The 22,483-nt window shown below is 61.6% G+C and carries 24 protein-coding genes and 1 tRNA gene; 15 read left to right on the forward strand and 10 right to left on the reverse strand.

Annotated elements, in window-relative coordinates; genetic code table 11:
• Window positions 1–66: 66 nt before the first annotated feature.
• From KUL25_RS17960 to trhA, 3 genes are all read right to left on the reverse strand, one after another.
• Entirely contained in the window at window positions 67–993 is a 927-nt protein-coding gene (locus tag KUL25_RS17960; protein ID WP_257894169.1) for an electron transfer flavoprotein subunit alpha/FixB family protein, read from the reverse strand.
• Entirely contained in the window at window positions 993–1,754 is a 762-nt protein-coding gene (locus KUL25_RS17965; protein WP_068364956.1) for an electron transfer flavoprotein subunit beta/FixA family protein, read from the reverse strand. The genes KUL25_RS17960 and KUL25_RS17965 overlap by 1 nt, the downstream gene beginning before the upstream one ends.
• Window positions 1,755–1,885: 131 nt before the next feature.
• The gene (trhA, locus tag KUL25_RS17970; protein WP_257894170.1) at window positions 1,886–2,545 is read right to left on the reverse strand and encodes a PAQR family membrane homeostasis protein TrhA; all 660 of its coding nucleotides are present in this window, start codon (window positions 2,543–2,545) and stop codon (window positions 1,886–1,888) included.
• Between the two features lie 129 nt (window positions 2,546–2,674).
• On the opposite strand from trhA, the gene KUL25_RS17975 reads away from it, so the two are divergent.
• Window positions 2,675–3,565, forward strand: a complete 891-nt coding sequence (locus tag KUL25_RS17975; RefSeq protein ID WP_257894171.1) for a hypothetical protein — start codon at window positions 2,675–2,677, stop codon at window positions 3,563–3,565.
• A gap of 26 nt (window positions 3,566–3,591) precedes the next feature.
• On the opposite strand, the gene KUL25_RS17980 is transcribed toward KUL25_RS17975, so the two are convergent.
• The 4 genes from KUL25_RS17980 to KUL25_RS17995 form a co-directional block, all read right to left on the reverse strand.
• Entirely contained in the window at window positions 3,592–4,164 is a 573-nt protein-coding gene (locus KUL25_RS17980; RefSeq protein ID WP_068364947.1) for a cob(I)yrinic acid a,c-diamide adenosyltransferase, read from the reverse strand.
• Window positions 4,165–4,170: 6 nt separating this feature from the next.
• On the reverse strand, window positions 4,171–4,380 hold the full coding sequence (locus KUL25_RS17985; protein ID WP_068364943.1) for a twin transmembrane helix small protein: 210 nt from the start codon (window positions 4,378–4,380) through the stop codon (window positions 4,171–4,173).
• A 51-nt stretch (window positions 4,381–4,431) separates the two neighbouring features.
• Window positions 4,432–5,259 (reverse strand): SDR family NAD(P)-dependent oxidoreductase, encoded by an 828-nt coding sequence (locus KUL25_RS17990; RefSeq protein ID WP_257894172.1) that lies wholly within the window; start codon window positions 5,257–5,259, stop codon window positions 4,432–4,434.
• A gap of 62 nt (window positions 5,260–5,321) precedes the next feature.
• Window positions 5,322–5,921, reverse strand: coding sequence for an SH3 domain-containing protein (locus KUL25_RS17995; RefSeq protein ID WP_257894173.1), 600 nt, complete (start codon window positions 5,919–5,921; stop codon window positions 5,322–5,324).
• A 149-nt stretch (window positions 5,922–6,070) separates the two neighbouring features.
• Here KUL25_RS17995 and parC point away from each other — a divergent pair, with 149 nt between their 5' ends.
• Complete coding sequence (parC, locus tag KUL25_RS18000; RefSeq protein ID WP_257894174.1) at window positions 6,071–8,386, forward strand: DNA topoisomerase IV subunit A; 2,316 nt, start codon at window positions 6,071–6,073, stop codon at window positions 8,384–8,386.
• Between the two features lie 3 nt (window positions 8,387–8,389).
• Here the strand turns inward: parC and KUL25_RS18005 are convergent, their stop codons facing one another.
• Window positions 8,390–9,049, reverse strand: coding sequence for a class I SAM-dependent methyltransferase (locus tag KUL25_RS18005; RefSeq protein WP_257894175.1), 660 nt, complete (start codon window positions 9,047–9,049; stop codon window positions 8,390–8,392).
• Window positions 9,050–9,232: 183 nt separating this feature from the next.
• On the opposite strand from KUL25_RS18005, the gene KUL25_RS18010 reads away from it, so the two are divergent.
• Together KUL25_RS18010 and tuf are read left to right on the forward strand one after the other, a co-directional pair.
• Window positions 9,233–9,922: a hypothetical protein gene (locus KUL25_RS18010; RefSeq protein WP_257894176.1), complete on the forward strand. Its 690-nt coding sequence runs from the start codon at window positions 9,233–9,235 to the stop codon at window positions 9,920–9,922.
• A 114-nt stretch (window positions 9,923–10,036) separates the two neighbouring features.
• Window positions 10,037–11,212, forward strand: a complete 1,176-nt coding sequence (gene tuf / locus KUL25_RS18015; protein ID WP_257894177.1) for an elongation factor Tu — start codon at window positions 10,037–10,039, stop codon at window positions 11,210–11,212.
• A gap of 219 nt (window positions 11,213–11,431) precedes the next feature.
• Here tuf and KUL25_RS18020 read toward each other — a convergent pair whose 3' ends face one another.
• Window positions 11,432–11,701 (reverse strand): hypothetical protein, encoded by a 270-nt coding sequence (locus tag KUL25_RS18020; RefSeq protein ID WP_257894178.1) that lies wholly within the window; start codon window positions 11,699–11,701, stop codon window positions 11,432–11,434.
• 139 nt (window positions 11,702–11,840) lie between these two features.
• Here KUL25_RS18020 and KUL25_RS18025 point away from each other — a divergent pair.
• Window positions 11,841–11,916 (forward strand) — tRNA-Trp (locus KUL25_RS18025).
• Window positions 11,917–11,985: 69 nt separating this feature from the next.
• Window positions 11,986–12,387, forward strand: coding sequence for a hypothetical protein (locus KUL25_RS18030; RefSeq protein ID WP_257894179.1), 402 nt, complete (start codon window positions 11,986–11,988; stop codon window positions 12,385–12,387).
• On the opposite strand, the gene KUL25_RS18035 is transcribed toward KUL25_RS18030, so the two are convergent.
• Window positions 12,384–12,845, reverse strand: a complete 462-nt coding sequence (locus KUL25_RS18035; RefSeq protein WP_257894180.1) for a YdcF family protein — start codon at window positions 12,843–12,845, stop codon at window positions 12,384–12,386. The genes KUL25_RS18030 and KUL25_RS18035 overlap by 4 nt on opposite strands.
• Before the next feature lie 72 nt (window positions 12,846–12,917).
• On the opposite strand from KUL25_RS18035, the gene secE reads away from it, so the two are divergent.
• From secE to rpoB, 9 genes are all read left to right on the forward strand, one after another.
• Window positions 12,918–13,109, forward strand: coding sequence for a preprotein translocase subunit SecE (secE, locus tag KUL25_RS18040; RefSeq protein ID WP_068356094.1), 192 nt, complete (start codon window positions 12,918–12,920; stop codon window positions 13,107–13,109).
• Window positions 13,110–13,286: 177 nt separating this feature from the next.
• The gene (gene nusG, locus KUL25_RS18045; protein WP_068356035.1) at window positions 13,287–13,820 is read left to right on the forward strand and encodes a transcription termination/antitermination protein NusG; all 534 of its coding nucleotides are present in this window, start codon (window positions 13,287–13,289) and stop codon (window positions 13,818–13,820) included.
• Between the two features lie 230 nt (window positions 13,821–14,050).
• Complete coding sequence (locus KUL25_RS18050) at window positions 14,051–14,800, forward strand: hypothetical protein (RefSeq protein ID WP_257894181.1); 750 nt, start codon at window positions 14,051–14,053, stop codon at window positions 14,798–14,800.
• Between the two features lie 187 nt (window positions 14,801–14,987).
• The gene (rplK, locus tag KUL25_RS18055; protein WP_257894182.1) at window positions 14,988–15,440 is read left to right on the forward strand and encodes a 50S ribosomal protein L11; all 453 of its coding nucleotides are present in this window, start codon (window positions 14,988–14,990) and stop codon (window positions 15,438–15,440) included.
• A gap of 3 nt (window positions 15,441–15,443) precedes the next feature.
• Window positions 15,444–16,142: a 50S ribosomal protein L1 gene (gene rplA / locus KUL25_RS18060; protein ID WP_257894183.1), complete on the forward strand. Its 699-nt coding sequence runs from the start codon at window positions 15,444–15,446 to the stop codon at window positions 16,140–16,142.
• 182 nt (window positions 16,143–16,324) lie between these two features.
• Window positions 16,325–16,783, forward strand: a complete 459-nt coding sequence (locus KUL25_RS18065; protein WP_257894184.1) for a hypothetical protein — start codon at window positions 16,325–16,327, stop codon at window positions 16,781–16,783.
• A 316-nt stretch (window positions 16,784–17,099) separates the two neighbouring features.
• Window positions 17,100–17,612: a 50S ribosomal protein L10 gene (gene rplJ, locus KUL25_RS18070; protein ID WP_257894185.1), complete on the forward strand. Its 513-nt coding sequence runs from the start codon at window positions 17,100–17,102 to the stop codon at window positions 17,610–17,612.
• A gap of 62 nt (window positions 17,613–17,674) precedes the next feature.
• Window positions 17,675–18,049 carry a 50S ribosomal protein L7/L12 gene (gene rplL / locus KUL25_RS18075; RefSeq protein ID WP_068356056.1) on the forward strand — a complete coding sequence of 125 codons (375 nt, stop codon included), beginning with the start codon at window positions 17,675–17,677 and terminating at the stop codon, window positions 18,047–18,049.
• A 244-nt stretch (window positions 18,050–18,293) separates the two neighbouring features.
• Window positions 18,294–22,451: a DNA-directed RNA polymerase subunit beta gene (gene rpoB / locus KUL25_RS18080; RefSeq protein WP_257894186.1), complete on the forward strand. Its 4,158-nt coding sequence runs from the start codon at window positions 18,294–18,296 to the stop codon at window positions 22,449–22,451.
• The last annotated feature ends 32 nt before the right edge of the window (window positions 22,452–22,483 follow it).

A 22,483-nucleotide genomic window follows, 5' to 3' on the forward strand; every position in this document is an offset into this window, starting at 1 on the left:
CGGGCAACAAAAAGCCCCGCAACGGAACGGATCCGGCGGGGCTTACTGCAACGTATCGGCGAGGGCTCAGAGTTTGGCTGTCAACTCCGGCACCGCGTCGAACAAGTCAGCCACAAGGCCGTAGTCGGCGACCTGGAAGATCGGCGCTTCTTCGTCCTTGTTGATGGCGACGATGACCTTGCTGTCTTTCATGCCGGCCAAGTGCTGGATCGCGCCCGAGATGCCGACGGCGACGTAAAGATCCGGCGCCACGACCTTGCCGGTCTGGCCCACTTGCCAGTCGTTCGGGGCATAGCCCGAATCGACCGCCGCGCGGGACGCACCAACGGCGGCCCCCAGTTTGTCGGCGAGGCCTTCGATCAGGGCGAATTGCTCTTCCGAGCCCACGCCGCGCCCGCCAGAGACGACGATCCCTGCGGATGTCAGCTCGGGCCGATCGCTTGCGGCGACCTTGTCTTCGACCCAGGTTGAAAGGCCGGGATCCGCAGCGGCGCCGATCATCTCGACGGGGGCGGAGCCTCCGGTTGCGGCGGCGTCGAAGGTGGAGGTCCGGAAGGTCACGACCTTCACGGCATCCGCCGATTTCACCGTCTGGATCGCGTTACCCGCATAGATCGGGCGTTCGAACGTGTCGGCATCCACAACGGCGGAGGCGTCCGAGATTACCATGACGTCCAGCAAAGCCGCGACGCGAGGCATGACGTTTTTCGCGTCCGTCGTAGCGGGCGCCACGATGTGCGAATAGTCCCCGGCAAGGCTGACGATCAATGCCGCGGTGGGTTCCGCCAGGCGGTGCCCCAGCGACGCGTCTTCAGCGCAGAGCACCTTGGATACGCCCGTGATCGTCGCGGCCTCATCTGCGGCGGCTTTGGCGGACGCACCACAGGCCAGCACCGTCACGTCGCCCAACATCGCGGCGGCGGTGACGGCCTTGGCGGTGGCGTCCATCGCCAGTGCGCCATCGGTTACTTCGGCAAGGAGAAGAACATTCATTACAGGACCCCCGCTTCATCTTTGAGTTTCGTCAGAAGTTCATCCACCGAGGCGACCTTGACACCTGCGGCGCGGGCCTCGGGCTCGGTGGTGGAGACGATGGCGAGGCGCGGCGTGACGTCGACGCCGTAATCGGCGGCGGTTTTCTCGTCCAACGGCTTCTTCTTTGCCTTCATGATGTTGGGCAGCGAAGCATAGCGCGGCTCATTCAGGCGCAGGTCGACGGTAATGATGGCGGGCATCTTCACATCGATGGTCTGCAAACCGCCATCCACTTCGCGGGTGACCTTGGCGGTGTCGCCGTCAATCTCCAACTCAGATGCGAAGGTGCCTTGGGACCAGCCCAGAAGCGCCGAAAGCATCTGGCCGGTGGCGTTCATGTCGTTGTCGATGGCCTGCTTGCCGGCCAACACGAGGCCGGGCTGCTCTTCATCGATGACCGCCTTGAGGATCTTGGCGACGGCCAGCGGCTCGATGTCCGTGTGGACGTCGTCGGTGGCGACGACAAGGATCGCGCGATCCGCGCCCATGGCAAGCGCCGTGCGCAGGGTTTCCTGGCTTTGCTTCACCCCGATGGAGACGGCGACGACCTCTTCGGCCTTGCCCGCTTCCTTCAGGCGGATCGCCTCTTCGACGGCGATTTCGTCGAAGGGGTTCATCGACATTTTCACGTTGGCAAGATCGACCCCGGACCCGTCCGCTTTTACACGAACCTTCACGTTGTAGTCGATCACGCGCTTTACGGGCACTAAGACCTTCATGGCGTTCTCCTAACCTCTTTGGCCAATCCTGTTCAGATCGGAGCCAAGCAACATTCTTGCGTGCAGAGATAGCCCCAACTGGGATCGGAAAACAGGCCAAAATCGACGCGGGCAGGGTCAGCTACGCCGCGTCACACGATATGAGAGTTGTGAAGGATTTCCGCGACGATCGCCGCGTAGCAGATCGACGTGCCCGCGAGAACGCAAATATGCCAGATCGTGTTGTGGAACGGCAGCTTGCTCCACATCAGGAAAATGATGCCGAAGGAATAGCATAAACCGCCCGCAATCAGCAGTGACATGGCCATGGGCGTGATGCCCGCCATCAGCGGTCCGCCAGCCACGGCGCCCGCCCATCCCAGGCTGAGATAGAGCGCGATCGCCAGCCAGATGTAGGAGCGTTTTGAAAACAGGATCACCGAGGCGCCCGCCAGCGCCACCGTCCAGATGCCTGCGAAAAACCCGACCGAGCCCGAGGCCAAGGCAATGAACGGCGTGTAGGTGCCAGCGATCTTGAAGTAGATCGCCGATTGATCGAAGCGCCGAAACCGCGGTGTCAGGTGTTCGCTTTGCACAAGGTTATAAAGCGCCGAGCAGACCCACATCGCCAGAAGCGTGACCGTGTAGATCGCCAGCGCGCCCACCAATGTTGGATCGCCGATCCAGACAGCAGCCAGGGTGATCAGGACAGGCCCCGCGATCAACGCGCCCCCGATACCCAATCCGTGCACCACAGCGTCCGAGAGATACTCGGCCCGGCTGTACGCTCGATTGGATCGAAGATGTGCCATATTAGAAGCGTAGCCGCAAAATGGTTAAGAATTCCAGAATGTTCTGGAAACAAACTGTGACCACTCCGTGAACGTGACAAGTTCGTGTCTTGCCGGGTTCATTGAGTCGGGGGCAAACTTGCAGGCACGATGGCTGTGAAAACCGGATACAAGAAGCGAGACGTGGCCGATCTGCGCGCGCGCATCAAGGCCCATCGCGTCGCGCTTAGAACGCATCTGCCGGATGCGCCCCTTGGTGATTTGCGTCTTGTGTGTGGTTGTTCGAATTGTATCGATGATGACGCCTACCAGGCGCTGACGACCATTCCGGTGCCTGCGTTTAAACCGCGACAGGTCTCGTCGTACTTTGGTGGGGCCGGGGTGATGGCCCCCGACACCGGTGCCGAGGCGCGGGTTGAAGCGTTCGGGATCTTCCTCCATGTCCTCGACGCCTTGGCCGAGGCGGTCCTGGCGGAACGGGACGTTGAGGGAAGCTATCGACGGGCGTGGGATTTCGTGGAGCCGGAATACTGGCATCTGCCCCTCTACCGCTCAGGGTTTCTGGAGGATCTGACAGGGCCGCAACGGACGCAGATCGCCGATTTCCTTGTGGATTGTGTGGAGCTTGGTATCGCCAAGAACCTGCCCCGCATGGGTGATGCGCTGGTATTCCTGTCGCTGGTCACAGACCGGTTCGGGGCTGTGTTGGAGGGCATCGCGAAAGGCCCACCGCGCCGACAGCTTGCGTTCTGGATTGCCGTCGCGGGGTGGGCTCCGAACTTTCCGGCGGGAAAGAAGAACAATGGGGTCACGAACTTCTGCAACAGCTTTGCGTACATGGAAGAAAGCGCCCGGCATGCGCTGGAAGACGCGCTCGCTGATCCGGAGGTTGAGATATTGCTGGATCGCTATGCCTTCGCGGCGAATGATCGCGAATGGCTCGGGTTCCTGTCGCGGCTGGTCGCGTGGCGCGAAAACACGGTTGCCCTGAACGCGGCCAACCGCGTCAATCCGCCCGCATGGATCCGCGCCCCCTTGTAGGGCGCGGGGTCTTGTCCCGCCGCGCGCTAGCGGTTCGCGCCGGGAACCCAGAGGATGTCATCCTTGCCATTGTTGTTGGCAATGCGGCCCGCGACGAAGAACCAATCCGATAACCGGTTGAGGTACTTGACCCCCGCAGGGTTCACCGATTCCACCCCCCCCAATTCTACCGACAACCGTTCGGCCCGGCGGCAGACGGTCCGGCAGATATGCAGATGCGTGGCGAGAGGCGAGCCGCCGGGTAGAATGAACGACCTCAGCGGCGCGAGGTTCGGGTTCATCTCGTCGATCTCGGCTTCCAGTCGGTCGACTTGCGCGTCAGCCATGCGCAGTGGCGGATATTCGCGATCCGCATCCATTTCCATGTTCGGCGTGCAAAGGTCAGCGCCCAGATCGAACAGGTCGTTCTGGATCATCGCGATGCGCTCGGCCATTTGCCCCTCGGCATGCAGGCGTGCCACCCCAAGGGTCGCGTTCAGCTCATCCACGGTGCCGTAGGCCTCGACACGCGGGGAATACTTCGCCACACGGCTGCCGTCGCCCAGGGCGGTTTCCCCGGCGTCACCAGTGCGCGTGTAGATTTTGTTCAGAACAACCATTGTTGCTTAGCCCCCAGACTGTCGACGGAAATAGACGAAGGCCAGCAGCAGGATGATGGCCAGAAGTTGCGCGCCAAGGCGCCATTGCATCAGCTTGTTGGACCGCTTCGCGCCCTCTGCGCCGCCCTTGCGGAACGAGTTGATGCCCATGAGCAGGATCACCAGAACGGCAAGGCAAGCCACCAGTCCAGCGATAAGTAGGGGGTCGTTTGTCATGTCGTCTCCGGATTATTGCTTGGAGGGAGGTAGGGGGCTTCGGGCAAAAGGCTAGATACGCGCGGCAATCGCATCGATCATCCGCTGCGGCAGCAGGCGCGCAAGGCCCTCCGCGATGTGGGTGGCAGGGGTGATGTGGTAACGCGGGCGCGGATTGGGGGATTCAATCGCGTGGATCAGGCGACGGACCACGGCGTCGGGCTCGCGTTGGAACGGCGCAGGGCTCGAGGTCTCGTAGAGGAAGGGCAGCAATTGGCGTCGGTAGCGGTCAGGATCGGCGGAGTTTTCCCAATCGATCCAGCGCTCGAACTGCGGGATCGAGTTGACGCGGAACTTTGACGTCACGGGGCCGGTGTTCAAGGTGCTGACATGGATGCCGGTGCCGCGCATCTCCAGCCGCAGGGTGTCCGTCAGCCCCTCAAGCGCGTGCTTGGAGGCGTTGTAGGCCCCCCGCCACCGCGCCACATGCCGCCCGAAACCGGAGGAGTGCTGGACAATGCGCCCGTGACCTTGCTTGCGCATCACCGGGATCACGGCGCGGGTCAGGTGATGAAGGCCGAAAACGTTGGTCTCGAAGGTGGCGCGCAGGCCGTCGGTAGGCAGGTCCTCGACCGCGCCGGGCAGACCGAAGCCTGCGTTGTTGAACAGCGCGTTCAGCGTGCCGCCGGTCCGCTCCAGCACATCCGCAAGACCGGCTTCGATACTGGCCGTGTCGCTCATGTCCAGGATGCCGCTTTCAAGTCCTTCGGCTTCCAGCCGGGTGCGATCTTCGTCGCGGCGCACGCAGGCGAAGACGCGCCAGCCACGCGCGTGCAGCGTGTGGGCCGCGACATGGCCGATGCCTGATGAGCATCCGGTGATCAGGATGGATCGTGTCACGAAAACCCCCTTGCGTGCGGTTGTGCCTGCCTAGGACAAGGCAGCGCCCCGGCGCAAGCGGATCAGTTCGCGGGTTCCAGAAATTGGGCTGCCATGTAGCCCTCGACCCCACTGCTGAGCACGCGCAAACGGGCCCAGTTGTCCGGCGCTTCGGCCAGAAACTCGACCTCTTCGCCCCAGGTCAGTGACGTCAGAACCCGCGTATTGGTGGAGGGGCCTTCCCGGAAATTCACCGCATTGGCGGCCACGCGCCAAATCTGGGCCGGGCCGGTTGTGGGCGCGCCTTCCGCAACAGGCGTGGGCGACGTCGCGACCGATACATTGGCGACCGTCGTCTGCGTTTCGTCCCCTTGGGGCAGAAGGTCGACCGGGTTGATGACGGCGACGATGTCCAGCCGCTCACCGGTAGCGGTATCCAGCGCGAAGCCGTCGGCGGTTTCAACCAATCCTTCGGTCAGCGTGGACCGCAAGGCGCGCGCCGAAGGCTCGCGATCGCGGGGCGGGCGCTGCTGCGCCGTGCCCTCGGCGTCCGAGATCATGGCGACCAGCCAGTTTTGCCCCGTGGACCGGGTCACAGTGACATTCTCGCCGTGGTCCGCATCGGGCACGACGATCAGTACAATGTATATGGCCACGATCAACGTGACTGTCAGGCGGATCATGTCGCCCCTTCGCGTAACAAAGCCTTCAGAGAGTCGGGCGCTTAGGCAATTCCCCGATTCGACAATACCCGATTCGCTCAAAACAAGCAGTTAACTGTGATTTTTGTTCCTTGTTCGGCGCCCGCGCGCCGGGTAAGCACATGATCTAGATGAGCAGTGATGATGACACACAAGATGCCAGCCCCGAGAGCCGTAACGTCTCGGAGCCGTTGAGCCGCGCAATCGGCTCGCGCTACCTTCAGTATGCGCTTTCTACAATCATGCACCGCGCCCTGCCGGATGCCCGCGATGGCCTCAAGCCCGTCCACCGCCGGATCCTTTACGCGATGCGCGAACTGCGGTTGGCGTCCAACGGGGGCTTCCGCAAATCCGCGAAGATCTCCGGCGACGTGATGGGCAACTACCACCCCCACGGGGACGCCGCGATTTATGACGCCATGGCGCGCCTCGCGCAGGATTTCGTGATCCGCTACCCGTTGGTCGATGGTCAAGGCAATTTCGGCAACATCGACGGCGATAACCCCGCCGCCGCCCGCTACACCGAAGCCCGCATGACCGCGATGGCCGAGGCGCTGCTGGAAGGCCTGTCCGAGGATGCCGTCAACTTCCGCGACAACTACGACGGCACCCTGCAAGAGCCCGAGGTTCTGCCCGCACAGGTGCCGAACCTGTTGGCCAATGGCTCCAGCGGTATCGCCGTCGGCATGGCCACCAACATCCCGCCCCACAACCTTGATGAATTGATCGCGGCCTGTCTGCACCTCATCAAGACGCCCGACGCGCGGGACGAGACGTTGTTGAACTACGTCCTGGGCCCCGATTTCCCGACCGGCGGCGTGATCGTGGAACCGCGCGAAAGCATGGCTGAGACCTATCGCACCGGCAAAGGTGGCTTCCGCGTCCGGGCGAAGTACGAGATCGAAGACCTCGGGCGCGGCCAGTGGCAGATCATCGTCACCGAGATCCCCTACCAGGTGCAGAAGTCCAAGCTGATCGAGAAACTGGCCGAGCTGATCCAGCTCAAGAAGGTGCCGATCCTCGCCGATGTCCGTGACGAATCCGCCGACGACATCCGCATCGTGCTGGAACCCCGCGCCAAGACCGTCGACCCCGACGTGTTGATGGCCGCGCTCTTCCGCCAATCCGATCTTGAGAACCGGTTCAGCCTCAACATGAACGTGCTGATCGACGGGCGCACGCCCAAGGTCTGTTCGTTGAAAGAGGTGCTGCGCGCTTTCCTCGATCATCGACAGGACGTGCTGCTGCGCCGCTCCCGCCACCGGATGGCGCAGATCGATCACCGGCTGGAGGTCCTTGAAGGCTTCCTGATCGCGTTCCTCAACCTCGATCGTGTGATCGACATCATCCGCTACGACGACAGCCCCAAGGCCGCGTTGATGCGCGAGGATTGGGGGCAGGATTTCGTCCGCGCGACGTCCGAGGCCGACTACAAGACCCCCGCCCCCGGCGAGGGCGAACTGACCGAGGTTCAGGTCGAAGCGATCCTAAACATGCGCCTGCGCAGCTTGCGCCGCCTGGAAGAGATGGAGTTGCAGGCCGAGCGCGACCGCCTGATGGAGGAACGCGCGAACCTGGAGGACCTGCTGGCGGAAGAAGATCTGCAATGGGCCCGCATTTCCGATGAACTGCGCGAGGTGCGCAAGAAGTTTGGCGCCAAGGTCGATGGTGGCGCGCGGCGCACGCAATTCGCCGAGGCGGGCAGCGTCGAAGAAGTGTCCCTTGAGGCGATGATCGAACGCGAGCCGGTCACAATCGTCTGTTCCCAGATGGGCTGGATCCGCGCCATGAAGGGCCATGTGGACCTCAGCGCCGAGATGAAGTTCCGCGACGGCGACGGCCCGCGTTTTGCGATCCATGCGGAAACCACGGACAAGTTGCTGATCCTTGGATCTCAAGGTCGGGTCTACACGTTGGGCGCCAACGGGTTGCCTGGTGGGCGCGGCTTGGGGGAACCTCTGCGCCTTATGGTCGACCTGCCCAACGAGGTGCAGATCGTCGACCTGTTCGTTCACAAGCCCGGCGCCAAGCGCCTCATGGCCTCCAGCGCGGGCGACGGGTTCCTCGTGCCCGAGGAAGACATCCTTGCGCAGACCCGGTCCGGCAAGCAGGTGCTCAACGTCAAAGAGGGTGTGACCGCCCTTGTCTGCCGCGCGATTGCCGCCACCGATGACCATGTCGCCGTCGTCGGGGAAAACCGCAAGCTGCTGGTCTTCCCGCTGGAAGAGCTGCCCGAAATGGGGCGTGGCAAGGGCGTGCGATTGCAGAAGTTCAAGGATGGCGGCCTGTCGGACGCGCGGACATTCCGGTTGGAAGAGGGTCTGACGTGGCTTGACCCCGCAGGCCGCACCAGGACCGAGACCGAGCTGACTGAATGGACTGCCAAGCGCGCCTCTGCCGGTCGCATGGCCCCGCGCGGCTTTCCCCGCGACAATCGGTTCAATTAGGTCCTAGAAGGGTAGCAGATCAAGCGCCCGGCGGACCTTCGCTTGTGCGTTGATCATCCCCATCGGGAACGCTTTCACGAACCGGAATGCGGCCATGACGGTGCCGTCGAAGACGTCATTGTGGATCTCTTCGAACGAGTCCGGGAACCGCTCCACAAGGTTCTGCTGCACCCGAAACCGCTTGCGGGCACGCCATGTCGGGCGATCCTCCCAGAAGCGGTAATCCATCAGAACGACGGTGGTCATGCCGGGTACGAAGGACGGCGCGAAGGTCGCAATCATGTTGTAGAAATGCGTCGGTGTCTTGGCGGCGTCATCGACGTAGAGGCCGATCGGCGTGCCGTCCCAGGTGATGTCCATGATGTCGCCCTTGTGCAACTCGACCGTCCCACCGAAAGGTTCGATCAGCTTGCGGACCAGGGGTCGCGTGTCCTCGCCCTTGGCAATCGTGATGCCCATGGCCGCCGCCTTGCGCACCTCATCACTGCGGGCCTGAAACATGTCATACGCATGGATCGTGGCGGGCCGCTTCTGGCCGACTGTGCCGGCCCCCATCTGGGCGGTGTTCGCGCCAAGCCAGGGGCCGATTTCCACGATGCAATGGGGGGCCTCGACGTTCGCGGCCACGTCCCGCAGATAGGCACCGATCTCGAAGCCGGACATTGCGGGAATTGAACGAGGATCAGGGGAGGGGGTGGACATCGGGGCACTTTCGACAGGCTGGGGCGGAAAGCCGCCGAGCGGGCCTTTTAGTAACACTTCGCTTCATCCGGTCAACCAACGCCTTTACCAACCAGCCCCTCAACCCTAGGTTCTGCCGGAATCATTTTCTCAGGAGACCGACCGATGTTTCGACCGGCCCGCTTCATGTCCCGTTTTGCCCCTCTTGCCCTGATCGCCACACTTGTTGCCTGTGCCGCAGGGGATCCGCTCGACGAAGAGCTGCCGCCGATGGGCGACTTCCGCCTGGCGCACAACATCGTGGTGGCCGACGCCATGCAGCAGGTTCCGCCCTCGCGGAACGCCACCCCCGAGGAATGGGTTGCGATCCTCGAGTCGGAAATCGACCGTCGTTTCCGCGGCTATGAGGGCGATCGCCTCTATCATATCGGCGTCGCCGTGGACGGCTATGCACTGGCACCTCCGGGCATTCCCATCGTGCTCAGCCCCCGCTCCATTCTGGTGCTGTCGGTGAACATCTGGGATGATGAGTTGGGCCGCAAACTCCACGACGAAGCCGAGCAGATCATCGTCTTTGAAGGTACCTCGCCCGAGACGATGCTGGTGGGCTCTGGCATCGCGCGCAACCGCACGGAGCAGATGCAGGTCCTGGCGCGCAACGCCGCGCGGCGCATTCAGTTGTTCATGTTGGAAAACCCCGAGTGGTTCAGCATTTCCGCCGCTGACGCCGTCGCCGCCGTAAGTGGCGTGGAAGCGTTGGCTGAAGCCGCCGAAGCCGAAGCCGCCATCGAGGCCGCTGCGGCGGAATGTGTCCCGACGGCAACGGCGCCTTGCCCGGAGGTCTCCGGCAACTGACCGCTTGATTTTGGTGGCTTGATTTTCGGGGCCATCCCGCATACCTCGCCCGCGATGATGAAACGTGTTTGCGCCCCCATCGGAGATGCAGACCCAAGTGCGAGGTGCCATCCCATGGCAAAGGAAAAGTTTGAACGCTCTAAGCCGCATGTGAACATCGGCACGATTGGGCACGTTGACCACGGCAAGACGACGCTGACGGCGGCGATCACGAAGCAGTATGGCGATTTTCAGGACTACGCGTCGATCGACTCGGCCCCTGAGGAGCGCGCGCGCGGGATCACGATCTCGACGGCGCACGTGGAGTACGAGACGGACACGCGCCACTACGCGCACGTCGACTGCCCCGGCCACGCCGACTACGTGAAGAACATGATCACCGGTGCCGCCCAGATGGACGGCGCGATCCTGGTCGTGAACGCGGCCGACGGCCCGATGCCCCAGACGCGTGAGCACATCCTGCTCGGCCGTCAGGTCGGCATCCCCTACATGGTCGTCTACATGAACAAGGTCGACCAGGTGGACGACGAGGAACTGCTGGAACTGGTGGAAATGGAGATCCGCGAGCTGCTGTCCTCCTACGACTACCCCGGCGACGACATCCCCGTGATCCCCGGCTCGGCGCTGGCCGCCCTGGAAGACCGCGATGATGCGATCGGCAAGGACTCCATCACCGCGCTGATGAAGGCCGTGGACGAGTACATCCCGACGCCCGCGCGCGCCGTGGACCAGCCGTTCCTGATGCCGATCGAGGACGTGTTCTCGATCTCGGGTCGCGGTACGGTTGTGACCGGTCGCGTCGAGCGTGGCGTGATCAACGTCGGCGACGAGATCGAGATCGTGGGCATCCGCGACACCTCGAAGACGACCTGCACGGGCGTGGAAATGTTCCGCAAGCTGCTGGATCGTGGTGAGGCGGGCGACAACATCGGCGCGCTGCTGCGTGGTGTGGACCGTGAAGGCGTTGAGCGTGGCCAGGTTCTGGTCAAGCCCGGTTCCGTCACGCCGCACACGAAGTTCGAGGCCGAGGCGTATATCCTGACCAAGGAAGAGGGGGGCCGTCACACGCCGTTCTTCGCCAACTACCGCCCGCAGTTCTACTTCCGCACGACGGACGTGACGGGCACGGTCGAGCTGCCCGCGGGCACCGAGATGGTGATGCCGGGCGACAACCTGAAGTTCAACGTCGAGCTGATCGCCCCGATCGCGATGGAAGACGGCCTGCGCTTCGCTATCCGCGAGGGTGGCCGGACCGTTGGTGCTGGTGTGGTTGCAAAAATTATTGAATAATTTTTGCGAACGGCGGGAAAAGGCGGTTTTGGTGAGCCAAAACCTGCCGACCCGCACGGTTGAGATAAAGAAAGGCCCCCGCCAACCAGTGGGGGCCTTTTTTGTGCCTGCTCAAACCTGCTCAAGCTTGAGCAAGTCCATAAGCCATTGAAGAAAAACAAATTCCCGATTCCGTTAACCTCCCATTAACCGCCCACGCAAAACCGCTGCGAGGACGGTTTACCGGATCAGGCCTTCGCGGCGGAAGACCGCTTCGATTTGCTGGGTCAGGTAGTGGTTGGAATACGAGCCGCCCCGGATTAGCAGCAGGTGCAATTCGCTGATGGCCGCGCAAGACAGCGCGCCGTAGGGCAGGTTGTGCGACACGGGGGGAACGTGGTTCACGACGTTTTGGCGCAATTGGTTGCAGCTGTGGCTATCGGCCGTGGCCATCGTGGGCATCAGGGGCAGGGCAAGGGCGAGGGAAAGGGTTAAAATAAGGGATCGCATAAGGGGTTTTCTCCAGAAGGGGTAACCTCAAGGATCGTAACACGGGATTTTTGCGAAGTAAGAGTATGGATTTCCGTAGGCACGGGCTTTTGACGGGCTGGACATGGGCGGAAATCCGGCCTACTCCCTGCGTCGGTCTAGGGGCGTAGCTCAGTTGGTAGAGCACCGGATTCCAAATCCGACGGCCGGGAGTTCGAGTCTCTCCGCCCCTGCCAGACCATCCTGCCGATCGTGTTTCACTTGACCGGGCGTTGCAATAGCTTGCGCCGGAACACCATGGAGTAGTGCGTTTGGAACTTAGCGCGGCCGCGTTGGCGCTTTTCCTTATGCCCGCAATTGCCATTGCCCAATCCGCTGCTGCGCCGGCCCCGGTTGCGGAATATGTCGCGTTCATCGGTGAAGCTGATCTTCATAACTCCAACGGTGCCCGTCTGAGTGCCCCGTGGCAGGTGTTGCGACAGGACCGTGCGAATTATCATCGCTTTGGCATTCGGCAAGCAGGCGACGAGTGGGATCCGCTGTTTGCCGATGCCGACGACCGCGCGCTGATCGAGACTTACGTTCGCGAAGGCTATATCTCGGCCCAGGCGGCTGCGGATATTATGCGTGGGGGTGCAACTGTGGTTGTCCGAGCCTACGCCGCCTTGCCCCGAGGTCAGTGGGTCGAGGTCGACGTCTACCGCTAACGAATGCGAAGCAAGACGGCGATCACCCCCGGCACTTCGCGCAGCCAGCCCTTGATTTGCGGCCATAGCCGCGCGCCTTTCAGTGGCGGTGCGCTGGTGGTCACGCGCAGCCCCTCGCGCCGGGCGATCAGGCGGGCGCGGGGCAGGTGGAAGGCGTCCGACACGATCAGCACATCGCGCGCGTCGCCCAACATGGCCGCCGCGTTGCGGATGTTTTCGCCGGTATTCGTAGAGGTATCTTCCAGCCGGATCGCATCCTGTGGCACGCCGGCTTGGCGCAGTATAGCCGCCATCGCCGCGGCCTCGGACGGTGGGAATTGCCCCGTGCCACCGCAGGGGATCACCACGTCGCCCCGGCCCGCATGAAACAGGGTCGCCGCGTGCAACGTGCGGCGCATCAGCGTGGGCGAGGGGCCGTCCCGCCACACGGCGGCCCCCAGAATCAGGATCGCTGTCACCTGCGTAAGCCTCCTTGCATGACCCGGTTCCCATGCGTATATGCCACCCTGATCCAAGGAAGTGACCACGCCATGACGAATCCGTTCCAGTTTTTGCAGCAGACCCGCTCTGAAGTGGCGAAGGTTGTCTGGCCGTCCCGCCGCGAGGTGATCACCACCACGGCGATGGTCTTCGTGATGGCTGTCGTGGCCGCGATCTTCTTTTTCGGCGTTGATTTCGTGATCCGCACCGCGCTTGAGCTGTTGTTGACCTCTTTCGGCTGACAGGTGTTGCCGGGGCTTGATTTCCCCGGCCCTGGCGCGTAATCCGCCAACATCCCCCTACTTCACAGCATCTGACAGCGCGCACCGCTGGGATGTGGTAATGGGGAGAGGGCCGATTCTGGCCCGGTTGAAACATTCGGCCCCGCCTGTGGGCCTGCTAATAAACGGAACGCACTCATGGCGAAGCGCTGGTATTCGGTCTCGGTCCTGTCGAACTTTGAAAAACGCATTGCCGAGCAGATCAGGACCGCCGTGGCCGAAAAGGGCCTGGAAGACGTGATCGAGGAAGTGCTGGTTCCCGAAGAGGAAGTGATCGAGATCCGTCGCGGCAAGAAGGTCACCGTGCCCCGCCGCTTCATGCCCGGCTACGTTCTGGTACGCATGGAGATGACGGACGTGGGCTACCACGTGATCTCGTCGATCCAGCGGGTCACGGGGTTCCTCGGGCCCCAGGGCCGCCCGATGCCGATGCGCGATGAAGAGGTGAACGCGATCCTCAACCGCGTGGAAGAGGGCGAAGCCGCGCCGCGTTCCACCATCACCTACGATGTGGGGGAGAAGGTGAAGGTCAGCGACGGCCCGTTCGAGGATTTCGACGGCATGGTCGAGGAAGTCGACGAAGAGAATCAGCGCCTGAAGGTGACGGTCTCCATCTTCGGCCGCGCGACGCCGGTCGAGCTGGAGTTCACGCAGGTGACCAAGCAGATGTAAGGGTCCCTGTTTGTGGGATTGGATGGGCCGCTCCGGTTGGGGCGGCCTTTTTCGTTGGGGAAGTCCAATCAGGAGACAGACTGTTTTTCGAAAATTTTCTTTAGATTTAAGGTGGTCTTGGGTTAGATGGCGTAAATTAAATGGCGGGAACCGTCGGTTTATTTGTTTTTTGGAAACGATAGCGCCCTGCTGCGACGCTTGTTGCGCAGGTGGAATAAAGAGGCCCCGCCATGTTTAAGAAATTCGCCCTGATCCTTGGGTTCGTGGCAGCCGCCACGACAGTACAGGCCACAACGGTCACGCTGAACCTCAACACCGGCTATGTCACCGAAGGCACTCCGATATCGCAGCGCGTCGACCTGAACGCCATTCTGGCAGACCACGCGATCACCAGCGCCACGATTGACCTTGGGCTGCGGGATGAGGATGGCGGTTCGTCAATCGACAGCATCTCGGGGTTCAACGGCTACAGGAACGTGCGCAATACCTATACGCCGACAACGCCATCCATGCACACGGCCTACTTTGAACGGACCCGCTTCGTGTATCGGAGTGATCCGTTGGAGATCGCGGAGCTGCGGGTGTTTGGCGCAGAGATCGCCAGTCTCCGCAGCGTTTTCCAAGACAACACCTACCTCCGCACTGTGGGAGGCACGTGCGTTGTCGTGAGCGCGACCTACACGAGGTGTGAGAGGGATCTGGAGCGGATCCGCACGACGGCCTACGGTTTTTTCCCCAATCGCGGCCTCCTGACACGGGAGATCCCCACGTTCTTTTTCGACCGGATGCTGCGAGACGGCTACCTTGATTTCGGTGTGAGCGCACGACTGGGCGATTTCAACGTGACCCAAGCAAGCCTGCGCCTGACCTTGGAGGCGCTTCCTGCGGCTGTCCCGCTACCTGCGGGTGCGGTGCTGTTGCTGTCGGCGTTGGGTCTGGCGGGCGCGGCGGCAGGGGCGCGGCGCAAGCCCCGGGCCTGACACCGGCAGGCTTTGGATTTTCCATTGCCAACCATCTGATTCCATCTTAAACGCCGGGCTTCCGGGTGCGGGTATGTTCCGCCCCGGCATAATCCGTGGGAGGCGAGGCGATCGCGATCGTCGGACCAGACCACGGCCACATAGGTCCCCTTCGCGTTGCGGGGCCGTTGGATAAAGGAGAGGCCCCATGGCCAAGAAACTCGTCGGCTCGATGAAGCTGCAGATCCCTGCAGGTCAAGCGAACCCAAGCCCCCCCGTGGGCCCTGCGCTGGGTCAGCGCGGCATCAACATCATGGAATTCTGCAAGGCGTTCAACGCCAAGACGCAGGAGATGGAGCAGGGCGCGCCGTGCCCGACCGTCATCCAGTACTACCAGGACAAGTCCTTCACGATGGACATCAAGACGCCGCCCGCGTCTTACTACCTGAAAAAAGCCGCTGGCCTGAAGAACGTCGGCAAGCGTAACCGCCCCCGTGGCGCAGAGCTTCCCGGTCGTGAGACCATTGCCACGATCACGCCCAAGCAACTGCGCGAGATCGCAGAAGCGAAGATGGTCGATCTGTCCGCAAACGACGTGGAAGCAGCAATGAAGATCATCCTTGGTTCCGCCAAGTCGATGGGCATCGAGGTGAAAGGCTAAACCATGGGTAAAATGGGAAAACGCTTCGCCGCTGCAAAAGCAGCCGTTGAAGGCAAAGAGAACCTGTCCGTTGAAGAGGCCGTCGCGCTTCTGAAGGGCAACTCCAAGACCAAGTTCGATGAAACCATCGAGATCGCGATGAAGCTGGGTGTTGACCCGCGCCACGCCGACCAGATGGTCCGCGGCACGGTGAACCTGCCCAACGGCACCGGCAAGACGGTCCGTGTGGCCGTGTTCGCCCGCGGCCCCAAGGCCGATGAAGCCACGGCGGCTGGCGCGGATATCGTCGGTGCCGAGGATCTGATGGAAACCGTCCAGGGCGGCACCATCGAGTTTGATCGCTGCATCGCCACGCCCGACATGATGCCCATCGTGGGTCGTCTGGGTAAGGTGCTTGGCCCCCGGAACCTGATGCCGAACCCGAAGATCGGCACGGTGACCATGGACGTCAAAGAGGCCGTTGAAGCCGCCAAGGGCGGTCAGGTCCAGTTCAAGGCCGAGAAGGCCGGCGTGGTGCACGCGGGCGTCGGCAAAGTCTCGTTCACCGAGGCGCAGCTGGTCGAGAACATCCGCGCCTTCGTGGATGCCGTCTCCAAGGCGAAGCCTACGGGTGCCAAGGGATCGTACATGCAGAAGATCAACCTGACCTCCACCATGGGGCCGGGCGTATCTTTGAACATCGACAACGCGACGGGCAACTAAGCCTCCGCGGTTCAGAATTCAGAAGGGCGCCCCAGACCGGGGCGCCTTTTTCATGTTTTTGGGCGGGCGATGGGTCCTTTTGAAATCACAAGGCGTGATATCAGGAGATGGGTGCGGAGCCCTCTTCACCGAGGCTCCGTCTCACGATAGTGATAGTCCCCATTTTTTTGGGGGGATGTCACATGTCACTTTTCCGAACGATTTGTGCCGCTGGGGCGCTTGCCCTTGCAACGGGGTCTGCTCAGGCTTCGACTGTTGCGTATGTTCTTTCGGCAGAAGGCACGGCCCAATTCGGGTTCACGGACTTCACCATCGCATTCGATGATCTGGATATGGATGGATTGCTTGATCTGAACGAGATCACGGCATTCTCGGGCACATTCTTTGATGACGTAGCGTCTCCGGGGGATCCCTTTGTGACCGTGCTGCGGGTCTCGGAAATTGCCGGGTTCGCAGAACCGTCGACGACTCCGGCGAGCGGGCTTTGGGGCTTTGAACGCGCCAACGGGCAACAATCGGCAGATCTTGCAAGCAACTACAACTATACGCTGACAGCCGCACCTATCCCGCTGCCTGGTGCAGCCCTTCTTCTTGTTGGCGCGCTTTTGGGGCTTGGTGCCTTACGTAGGCGGTCAGCCTAACCCAAACGGCAGGTTGAGGCCATTTTCCTCTCTGCGGCCCTTGGCAAACTGCACCGATCCGTTTAGTGACGCCCATGCAGCAGAGCGTGCGATTCGTCGGACGCTCTTTTGCGTTTCGTCCGAGACGGTGGGTTGGGGCCTTAAAATCCCGTTAATTCCTGCCCGAGATGGGATCAGACTTTGTTGAACGCTCAACCCGTTGAGCGCTTGGCGGTGTTCGGTTCCGTTGTATTGCGGACCAAAAACCGCCGGAGCGATCCGGTTAATAGAGCGGTTGGCCCTAAATGTTTTAGGGTCGCCAAGTTGGAGAAAACCTGTGGATAGAGCCCAGAAAGAGAAAGTGGTCGAGGAACTCGGCCAGATCTTTGAAAGCTCTGGCGTCGTGGTAGTTGCACACTACCAGGGCCTCACGGTTGCTAACATGCAAGATCTGCGCGGTCGCGTTCGCGACGCAGGCGGGGCCGTGCGTGTTGCCAAGAACAAGCTCGCCAAGATTGCCCTTGATGGAACGCCTGCCTCTGGCATCGCGGACCTGATGACGGGCATGACTGTTCTTGCCTATTCGGAAGACCCGGTCGCGGCTGCGAAAGCTGCGGACGAGTTTGCCAAAGAGAATGACAAATACGTCATCCTTGGCGGTGCGATGGGCGAAAACATCCTGGATGCCGATGGTGTTAAAGCCGTTGCGAAGATGCCTTCCCGCGAGGAGCTTATTGCTTCGATCGTTGGTTGCATCGGCGCACCTGCCTCCAACATCGCCGGTGCCATTGGCGCGCCTGCCTCGAATATCGCTTCCATCCTTTCGACTATCGAAGAGAAGGCGGCGTAAGCACCCGTTGAGAACCTGCCCCTTGTGGCGTTGGAACACATACTTACATACGGAAAAAGCAAATGGCTGATCTGAAGAAACTCGCAGAAGAGATCGTTGGTCTGACCCTCCTGGAAGCCCAGGAACTGAAGACCATCCTGAAAGACGAATACGGCATCGAGCCCGCCGCTGGCGGCGCCGTGATGATGGCTGGCCCTGCAGATGGTGGCGGTGCCGCTGCTGAAGAGCAGACCGAATTCGACGTCGTTCTGAAGAACGCCGGCGCCTCCAAGATCAACGTGATCAAGGAAGTTCGCGGCATCACGGGCCTTGGCCTGAAAGAAGCAAAAGACCTGGTCGAAGCCGGTGGCAAGATCAAAGAAGGCGTCGACAAGGCGGAAGCCGAAGAAGTCAAAGCCAAGCTGGAAGCAGCTGGCGCCGAGGTCGAGCTGGCCTAATTGGTCTAGCGCCCCGGTTGATGGGGTAACGAATTGGCTGGGTCCGGGGGAAATTCCGGGTCCAGCTAAACTCGTCTTGGAAAGAGCCTCGCAGCGGGGGCGTTTTCCAAGGCGATAGCAAACGGATCGTGCTTTGCCGGTGGGACGGCAGACAGATTGATCCGCTACGTCCTAATTCTTGCGAGCGCTCCGCCGAGGTCCCGGCGGCGAGGGTGCCGCGCGAGAGAGAAAGGTGCGCACGCACATGCCGCAAACTTACGCAGGCCAGAAACGTATCCGCAAATTCTATGGCAAAATCCGCGAAGTGCTGGAGATGCCGAACCTGATCGAGGTGCAGAAGTCATCCTATGACCTGTTCCTGAAATCAGGCGATCAGTTGGAGCCGATGGACGGCGAAGGCATCAAGGGTGTCTTCCAGTCGGTTTTCCCGATCAAGGATTTCAACGAAACCGCGATCCTCGAATTCGTCAAATACGAGCTTGAGACGCCGAAGTTCGATGTTGAGGAGTGCCAGCAGCGCGACCTCACCTATGCCGCGCCCTTGAAGGTAACGCTGCGGCTGATCGTGTTCGATATCGATGAGGATACAGGCGCCAAGTCGGTCAAGGACATCAAGGAACAGGACGTGTTCATGGGCGACATGCCCCTGATGACGCCCAACGGTACGTTCGTCGTGAACGGCACCGAGCGTGTGATCGTATCCCAGATGCACCGCTCTCCCGGCGTGTTCTTCGATCACGACAAGGGCAAGACCCACTCTTCGGGCAAGCTGCTGTTCGCCTGCCGCATTATCCCTTACCGCGGTTCCTGGCTGGACTTCGAGTTTGACGCGAAAGACATCGTTTTCTCGCGCATCGACCGCCGTCGCAAGCTGCCTGTGACCACCCTGCTTTATGCGCTGGGTCTGGACCAGGAAGGCATCATGGATGCCTATTACGACACCGTCACCTACACGATGGTGAAGGACAAGGGCTGGTCGACGAAGTTCTTCCCCGAGCGTGTGCGCGGCACCCGCCCGACCACGGACCTTGTGGACGCTGCCACCGGCGAAGTGATCGCCGAGGCAGGCAAGAAGGTAACGCCGCGCGCGGTCAAGAAGTGGATCGACGAGGGTTCGATCGAGAACCTCCTGGTGCCGTTCGACGGCATCATCGGGCGCTTTGCGGCCAAGGATATCATCAACGAGGAAACCGGTGCGATTTACGTCGAAGCCGGTGATGAGTTGACGTGGGAAATCGGCAAGGACGGCGAAGTCAGCGGCGGGACGCTGAAAGAGCTGATCGATGCGGGTATCACGGATATTCCAACCCTCGACATCGATAACGTCAATGTCGGCCCCTACATGCGCAACACGCTGGCCGTGGACAAGAACCTCAACCGTGAAAGCGCGTTGATGGACATCTACCGCGTGATGCGTCCGGGCGAGCCGCCCACCGTTGAAGCGGCGTCGAACCTGTTCGACCAGCTGTTCTTCGACTCTGAGCGGTATGACCTGTCCGCCGTGGGCCGGGTGAAGATGAACATGCGTCTGGATCTGGACGCGGAAGACACCATGCGCACCCTGCGCAAGGAAGACATCATCTCCTGCATCAAGGCCTTGGTGGAACTGCGCGACGGGCGCGGCGATATCGACGACATCGACCACCTGGGCAACCGCCGCGTGCGGTCTGTTGGGGAGTTGATGGAGAACCAGTACCGCGTTGGCCTGCTGCGCATGGAGCGCGCGATCAAGGAGCGTATGTCCTCGGTCGAGATCGACACGGTCATGCCGCAAGATCTGATCAACGCCAAGCCCGCTGCGGCGGCTGTGCGTGAATTCTTTGGCTCTTCGCAGTTGTCGCAGTTCATGGACCAAACGAACCCGCTGTCGGAAGTGACGCACAAGCGTCGCCTGTCCGCGCTTGGGCCTGGTGGTCTGACACGCGAACGTGCGGGCTTCGAGGTGCGCGACGTGCACCCGACCCACTATGGCCGCATGTGCCCGATTGAAACGCCGGAAGGCCCGAACATCGGCCTGATCAACTCGCTGGCCACATACGCCCGCGTGAACAAGTACGGCTTCATCGAGACGCCCTATCGCCGTGTGAACGACGCTGTGGTGTCCGACGACGTGGTCTACATGTCCGCGACCGAGGAAATGCGCCACACGGTTGCCCAGGCGAACGCGAACCTTGATGAGAACGGCCGTTTCGTCAACGACATGGTCAACACGCGGATGTCCGGCGAATACACGCTGAACCCCCGTGAGGCGATCGACCTGATCGACGTCAGCCCCAAGCAGTTGGTTTCCGTTGCTGCATCGCTGATCCCGTTCCTTGAGAACGACGACGCCAACCGCGCGCTCATGGGATCGAACATGCAACGCCAGGCTGTGCCGCTTCTTCAAGCGGACGCGCCGTTTGTGGGCACCGGGATCGAGGCCGTCGTGGCCAAGGACTCGGGCGCTGCGATCATGGCAAAGCGGGGCGGTGTCATCGACCAGGTCGATGCACAGCGGATCGTTATCCGGGCCACGGAAGATCTGGAGTTGGGCGACGCGGGCGTAGACATCTACCGCCTGCGCAAGTTCCAGCGGTCCAACCAAAACACCTGCATCAACCAGCGTCCGCTGGTGAAGGTGGGTGACAAGATCGGCAAAGGTGAGGTTATCGCTGACGGCCCCTCCACCGATATCGGTGAGTTGGCGCTGGGTAAGAACGTGATCGTCGCGTTCATGCCGTGGAACGGCTACAACTACGAGGACTCGATCCTGATCTCCGAGCGGATTTCGCGCGATGACGTCTTCACCTCGATCCACATCGAGGAATTCGAAGTCGCCGCCCGTGACACGAAGCTTGGGCCGGAAGAGATCACCCGTGACATTCCCAACGTCGGTGAGGAAGCGCTGCGCAACCTTGACGAGGCGGGCATCGTCTATATCGGTGCCGAAGTGGAGCCGGGCGATATCCTTGTGGGTAAGATCACGCCGAAGGGTGAGTCCCCGATGACGCCGGAAGAAAAGCTTCTGCGCGCCATCTTTGGTGAGAAAGCCTCGGACGTTCGTGACACGTCGCTGCGGGTGAAGCCGGGTGATTATGGCACGATCGTGGAAGTGCGCGTCTTCAACCGCCACGGTGTGGAGAAGGACGAACGTGCCCTCCAGATCGAGCGGGAAGAGGTGGAGCGCCTGGCCCGTGACCGTGACGACGAGTTGGTGATCCTGGAGCGGAACATCTACGCCCGTCTGCGCGGCATGATCGAAGGCAAGACCGCCGTCAAAGGCCCCAAGGGCGTGAAGCCCAACACGGTCATCGACGCCGATCTGCTGGACGGTCAATTGTCCCGCGGTCAGTGGTGGCAGCTTGCCCTGGAAGACGAGCAGGACGCGGCCCACATCGAAGCCCTGAACCAGCAGTTCGACACGCAGAAACGCGCGCTGGATCACCGGTTCGAGGACAAGGTGGAGAAGGTCCGTCGCGGCGACGATCTGCCCCCGGGTGTGATGAAGATGGTCAAGGTCTTCATCGCCGTGAAGCGCAAGTTGCAGCCCGGCGACAAGATGGCCGGTCGTCACGGCAACAAGGGTGTGATCTCGAAGGTGGTCCCGATGGAGGACATGCCGTTCCTTGCGGATGGCACGCCGGTTGATTTCGTGCTGAACCCGCTGGGTGTGCCGTCGCGCATGAACGTGGGTCAGATCCTAGAAACCCACATGGGTTGGGCCGCACGCGGCATGGGCCTGAAGATTGACGAGGCACTGGACGAATATCGCCGCTCTGGCGACATGACCCCGGTGCGCGATGCCCTGAAAATCGCCTATGGTGACGACGTCTATGAGGACGCCTTCGCTTCGCGCGATGAGGAAAGCCTTCTTGAGGCTGCGGGCAACGTGACCAAAGGTGTTCCGATTGCAACGCCCGTCTTTGACGGCGCGAAGGAAGCGGATGTGAACGATGCGCTGATCCGCGCGGGCTTCTCCACCAGCGGTCAGTCGGAGTTGTTTGATGGCCGCACCGGCGAGAAGTTCGCCCGGGAGGTCACAGTCGGTGTCAAATACCTGCTGAAACTACACCACCTGGTCGACGACAAGATCCACGCCCGGTCCACGGGTCCGTACAGCCTCGTTACGCAGCAGCCGCTGGGTGGTAAGGCGCAGTTCGGTGGTCAGCGCTTCGGTGAGATGGAGGTCTGGGCGCTTGAAGCTTACGGCGCCGCCTACACCTTGCAGGAAATGCTGACGGTGAAGTCGGATGACGTCGCGGGCCGGACCAAGGTCTACGAAAGCATCGTGAAGGGTGAGGACAACTTCGAGGCCGGTGTCCCGGAATCGTTCAACGTTCTCGTCAAGGAGGTCCGCGGATTGGGCCTCAACATGGAACTCCTGGATGCGGAGGACGAAGAAGGCGGCATCGCGGCGGAGTAATTCGCCCAATGCCTGCCCGGGGCGGCGATCGC

It is taken from the genome of Gymnodinialimonas phycosphaerae (assembly GCF_019195455.1).
GTDB classification, from domain to species: domain Bacteria; phylum Pseudomonadota; class Alphaproteobacteria; order Rhodobacterales; family Rhodobacteraceae; genus Gymnodinialimonas; species Gymnodinialimonas phycosphaerae.

Coding starts and splice junctions, on each gene's coding strand:
- KUL25_RS17960 (WP_257894169.1), bottom strand. CDS start 993: ATGAATGTTCTTCTCCTTGCCGAAGTAACCGATGGCGCACTGGCGATG.
- KUL25_RS17965 (WP_068364956.1), bottom strand. CDS start 1,754: ATGAAGGTCTTAGTGCCCGTAAAGCGCGTGATCGACTACAACGTGAAG.
- trhA (WP_257894170.1), bottom strand. CDS start 2,545: ATGGCACATCTTCGATCCAATCGAGCGTACAGCCGGGCCGAGTATCTC.
- KUL25_RS17975 (WP_257894171.1), top strand. CDS start 2,675: ATGGCTGTGAAAACCGGATACAAGAAGCGAGACGTGGCCGATCTGCGC.
- KUL25_RS17980 (WP_068364947.1), bottom strand. CDS start 4,164: ATGGTTGTTCTGAACAAAATCTACACGCGCACTGGTGACGCCGGGGAA.
- KUL25_RS17985 (WP_068364943.1), bottom strand. CDS start 4,380: ATGACAAACGACCCCCTACTTATCGCTGGACTGGTGGCTTGCCTTGCC.
- KUL25_RS17995 (WP_257894173.1), bottom strand. CDS start 5,921: ATGATCCGCCTGACAGTCACGTTGATCGTGGCCATATACATTGTACTG.
- parC (WP_257894174.1), top strand. CDS start 6,071: ATGAGCAGTGATGATGACACACAAGATGCCAGCCCCGAGAGCCGTAAC.
- KUL25_RS18005 (WP_257894175.1), bottom strand. CDS start 9,049: ATGTCCGGCTTCGAGATCGGTGCCTATCTGCGGGACGTGGCCGCGAAC.
- KUL25_RS18010 (WP_257894176.1), top strand. CDS start 9,233: ATGTTTCGACCGGCCCGCTTCATGTCCCGTTTTGCCCCTCTTGCCCTG.
- tuf (WP_257894177.1), top strand. CDS start 10,037: ATGGCAAAGGAAAAGTTTGAACGCTCTAAGCCGCATGTGAACATCGGC.
- KUL25_RS18020 (WP_257894178.1), bottom strand. CDS start 11,701: ATGCGATCCCTTATTTTAACCCTTTCCCTCGCCCTTGCCCTGCCCCTG.
- secE (WP_068356094.1), top strand. CDS start 12,918: ATGACGAATCCGTTCCAGTTTTTGCAGCAGACCCGCTCTGAAGTGGCG.
- nusG (WP_068356035.1), top strand. CDS start 13,287: ATGGCGAAGCGCTGGTATTCGGTCTCGGTCCTGTCGAACTTTGAAAAA.
- KUL25_RS18050 (WP_257894181.1), top strand. CDS start 14,051: ATGTTTAAGAAATTCGCCCTGATCCTTGGGTTCGTGGCAGCCGCCACG.
- rplK (WP_257894182.1), top strand. CDS start 14,988: ATGGCCAAGAAACTCGTCGGCTCGATGAAGCTGCAGATCCCTGCAGGT.
- rplA (WP_257894183.1), top strand. CDS start 15,444: ATGGGTAAAATGGGAAAACGCTTCGCCGCTGCAAAAGCAGCCGTTGAA.
- KUL25_RS18065 (WP_257894184.1), top strand. CDS start 16,325: ATGTCACTTTTCCGAACGATTTGTGCCGCTGGGGCGCTTGCCCTTGCA.
- rplL (WP_068356056.1), top strand. CDS start 17,675: ATGGCTGATCTGAAGAAACTCGCAGAAGAGATCGTTGGTCTGACCCTC.
- rpoB (WP_257894186.1), top strand. CDS start 18,294: ATGCCGCAAACTTACGCAGGCCAGAAACGTATCCGCAAATTCTATGGC.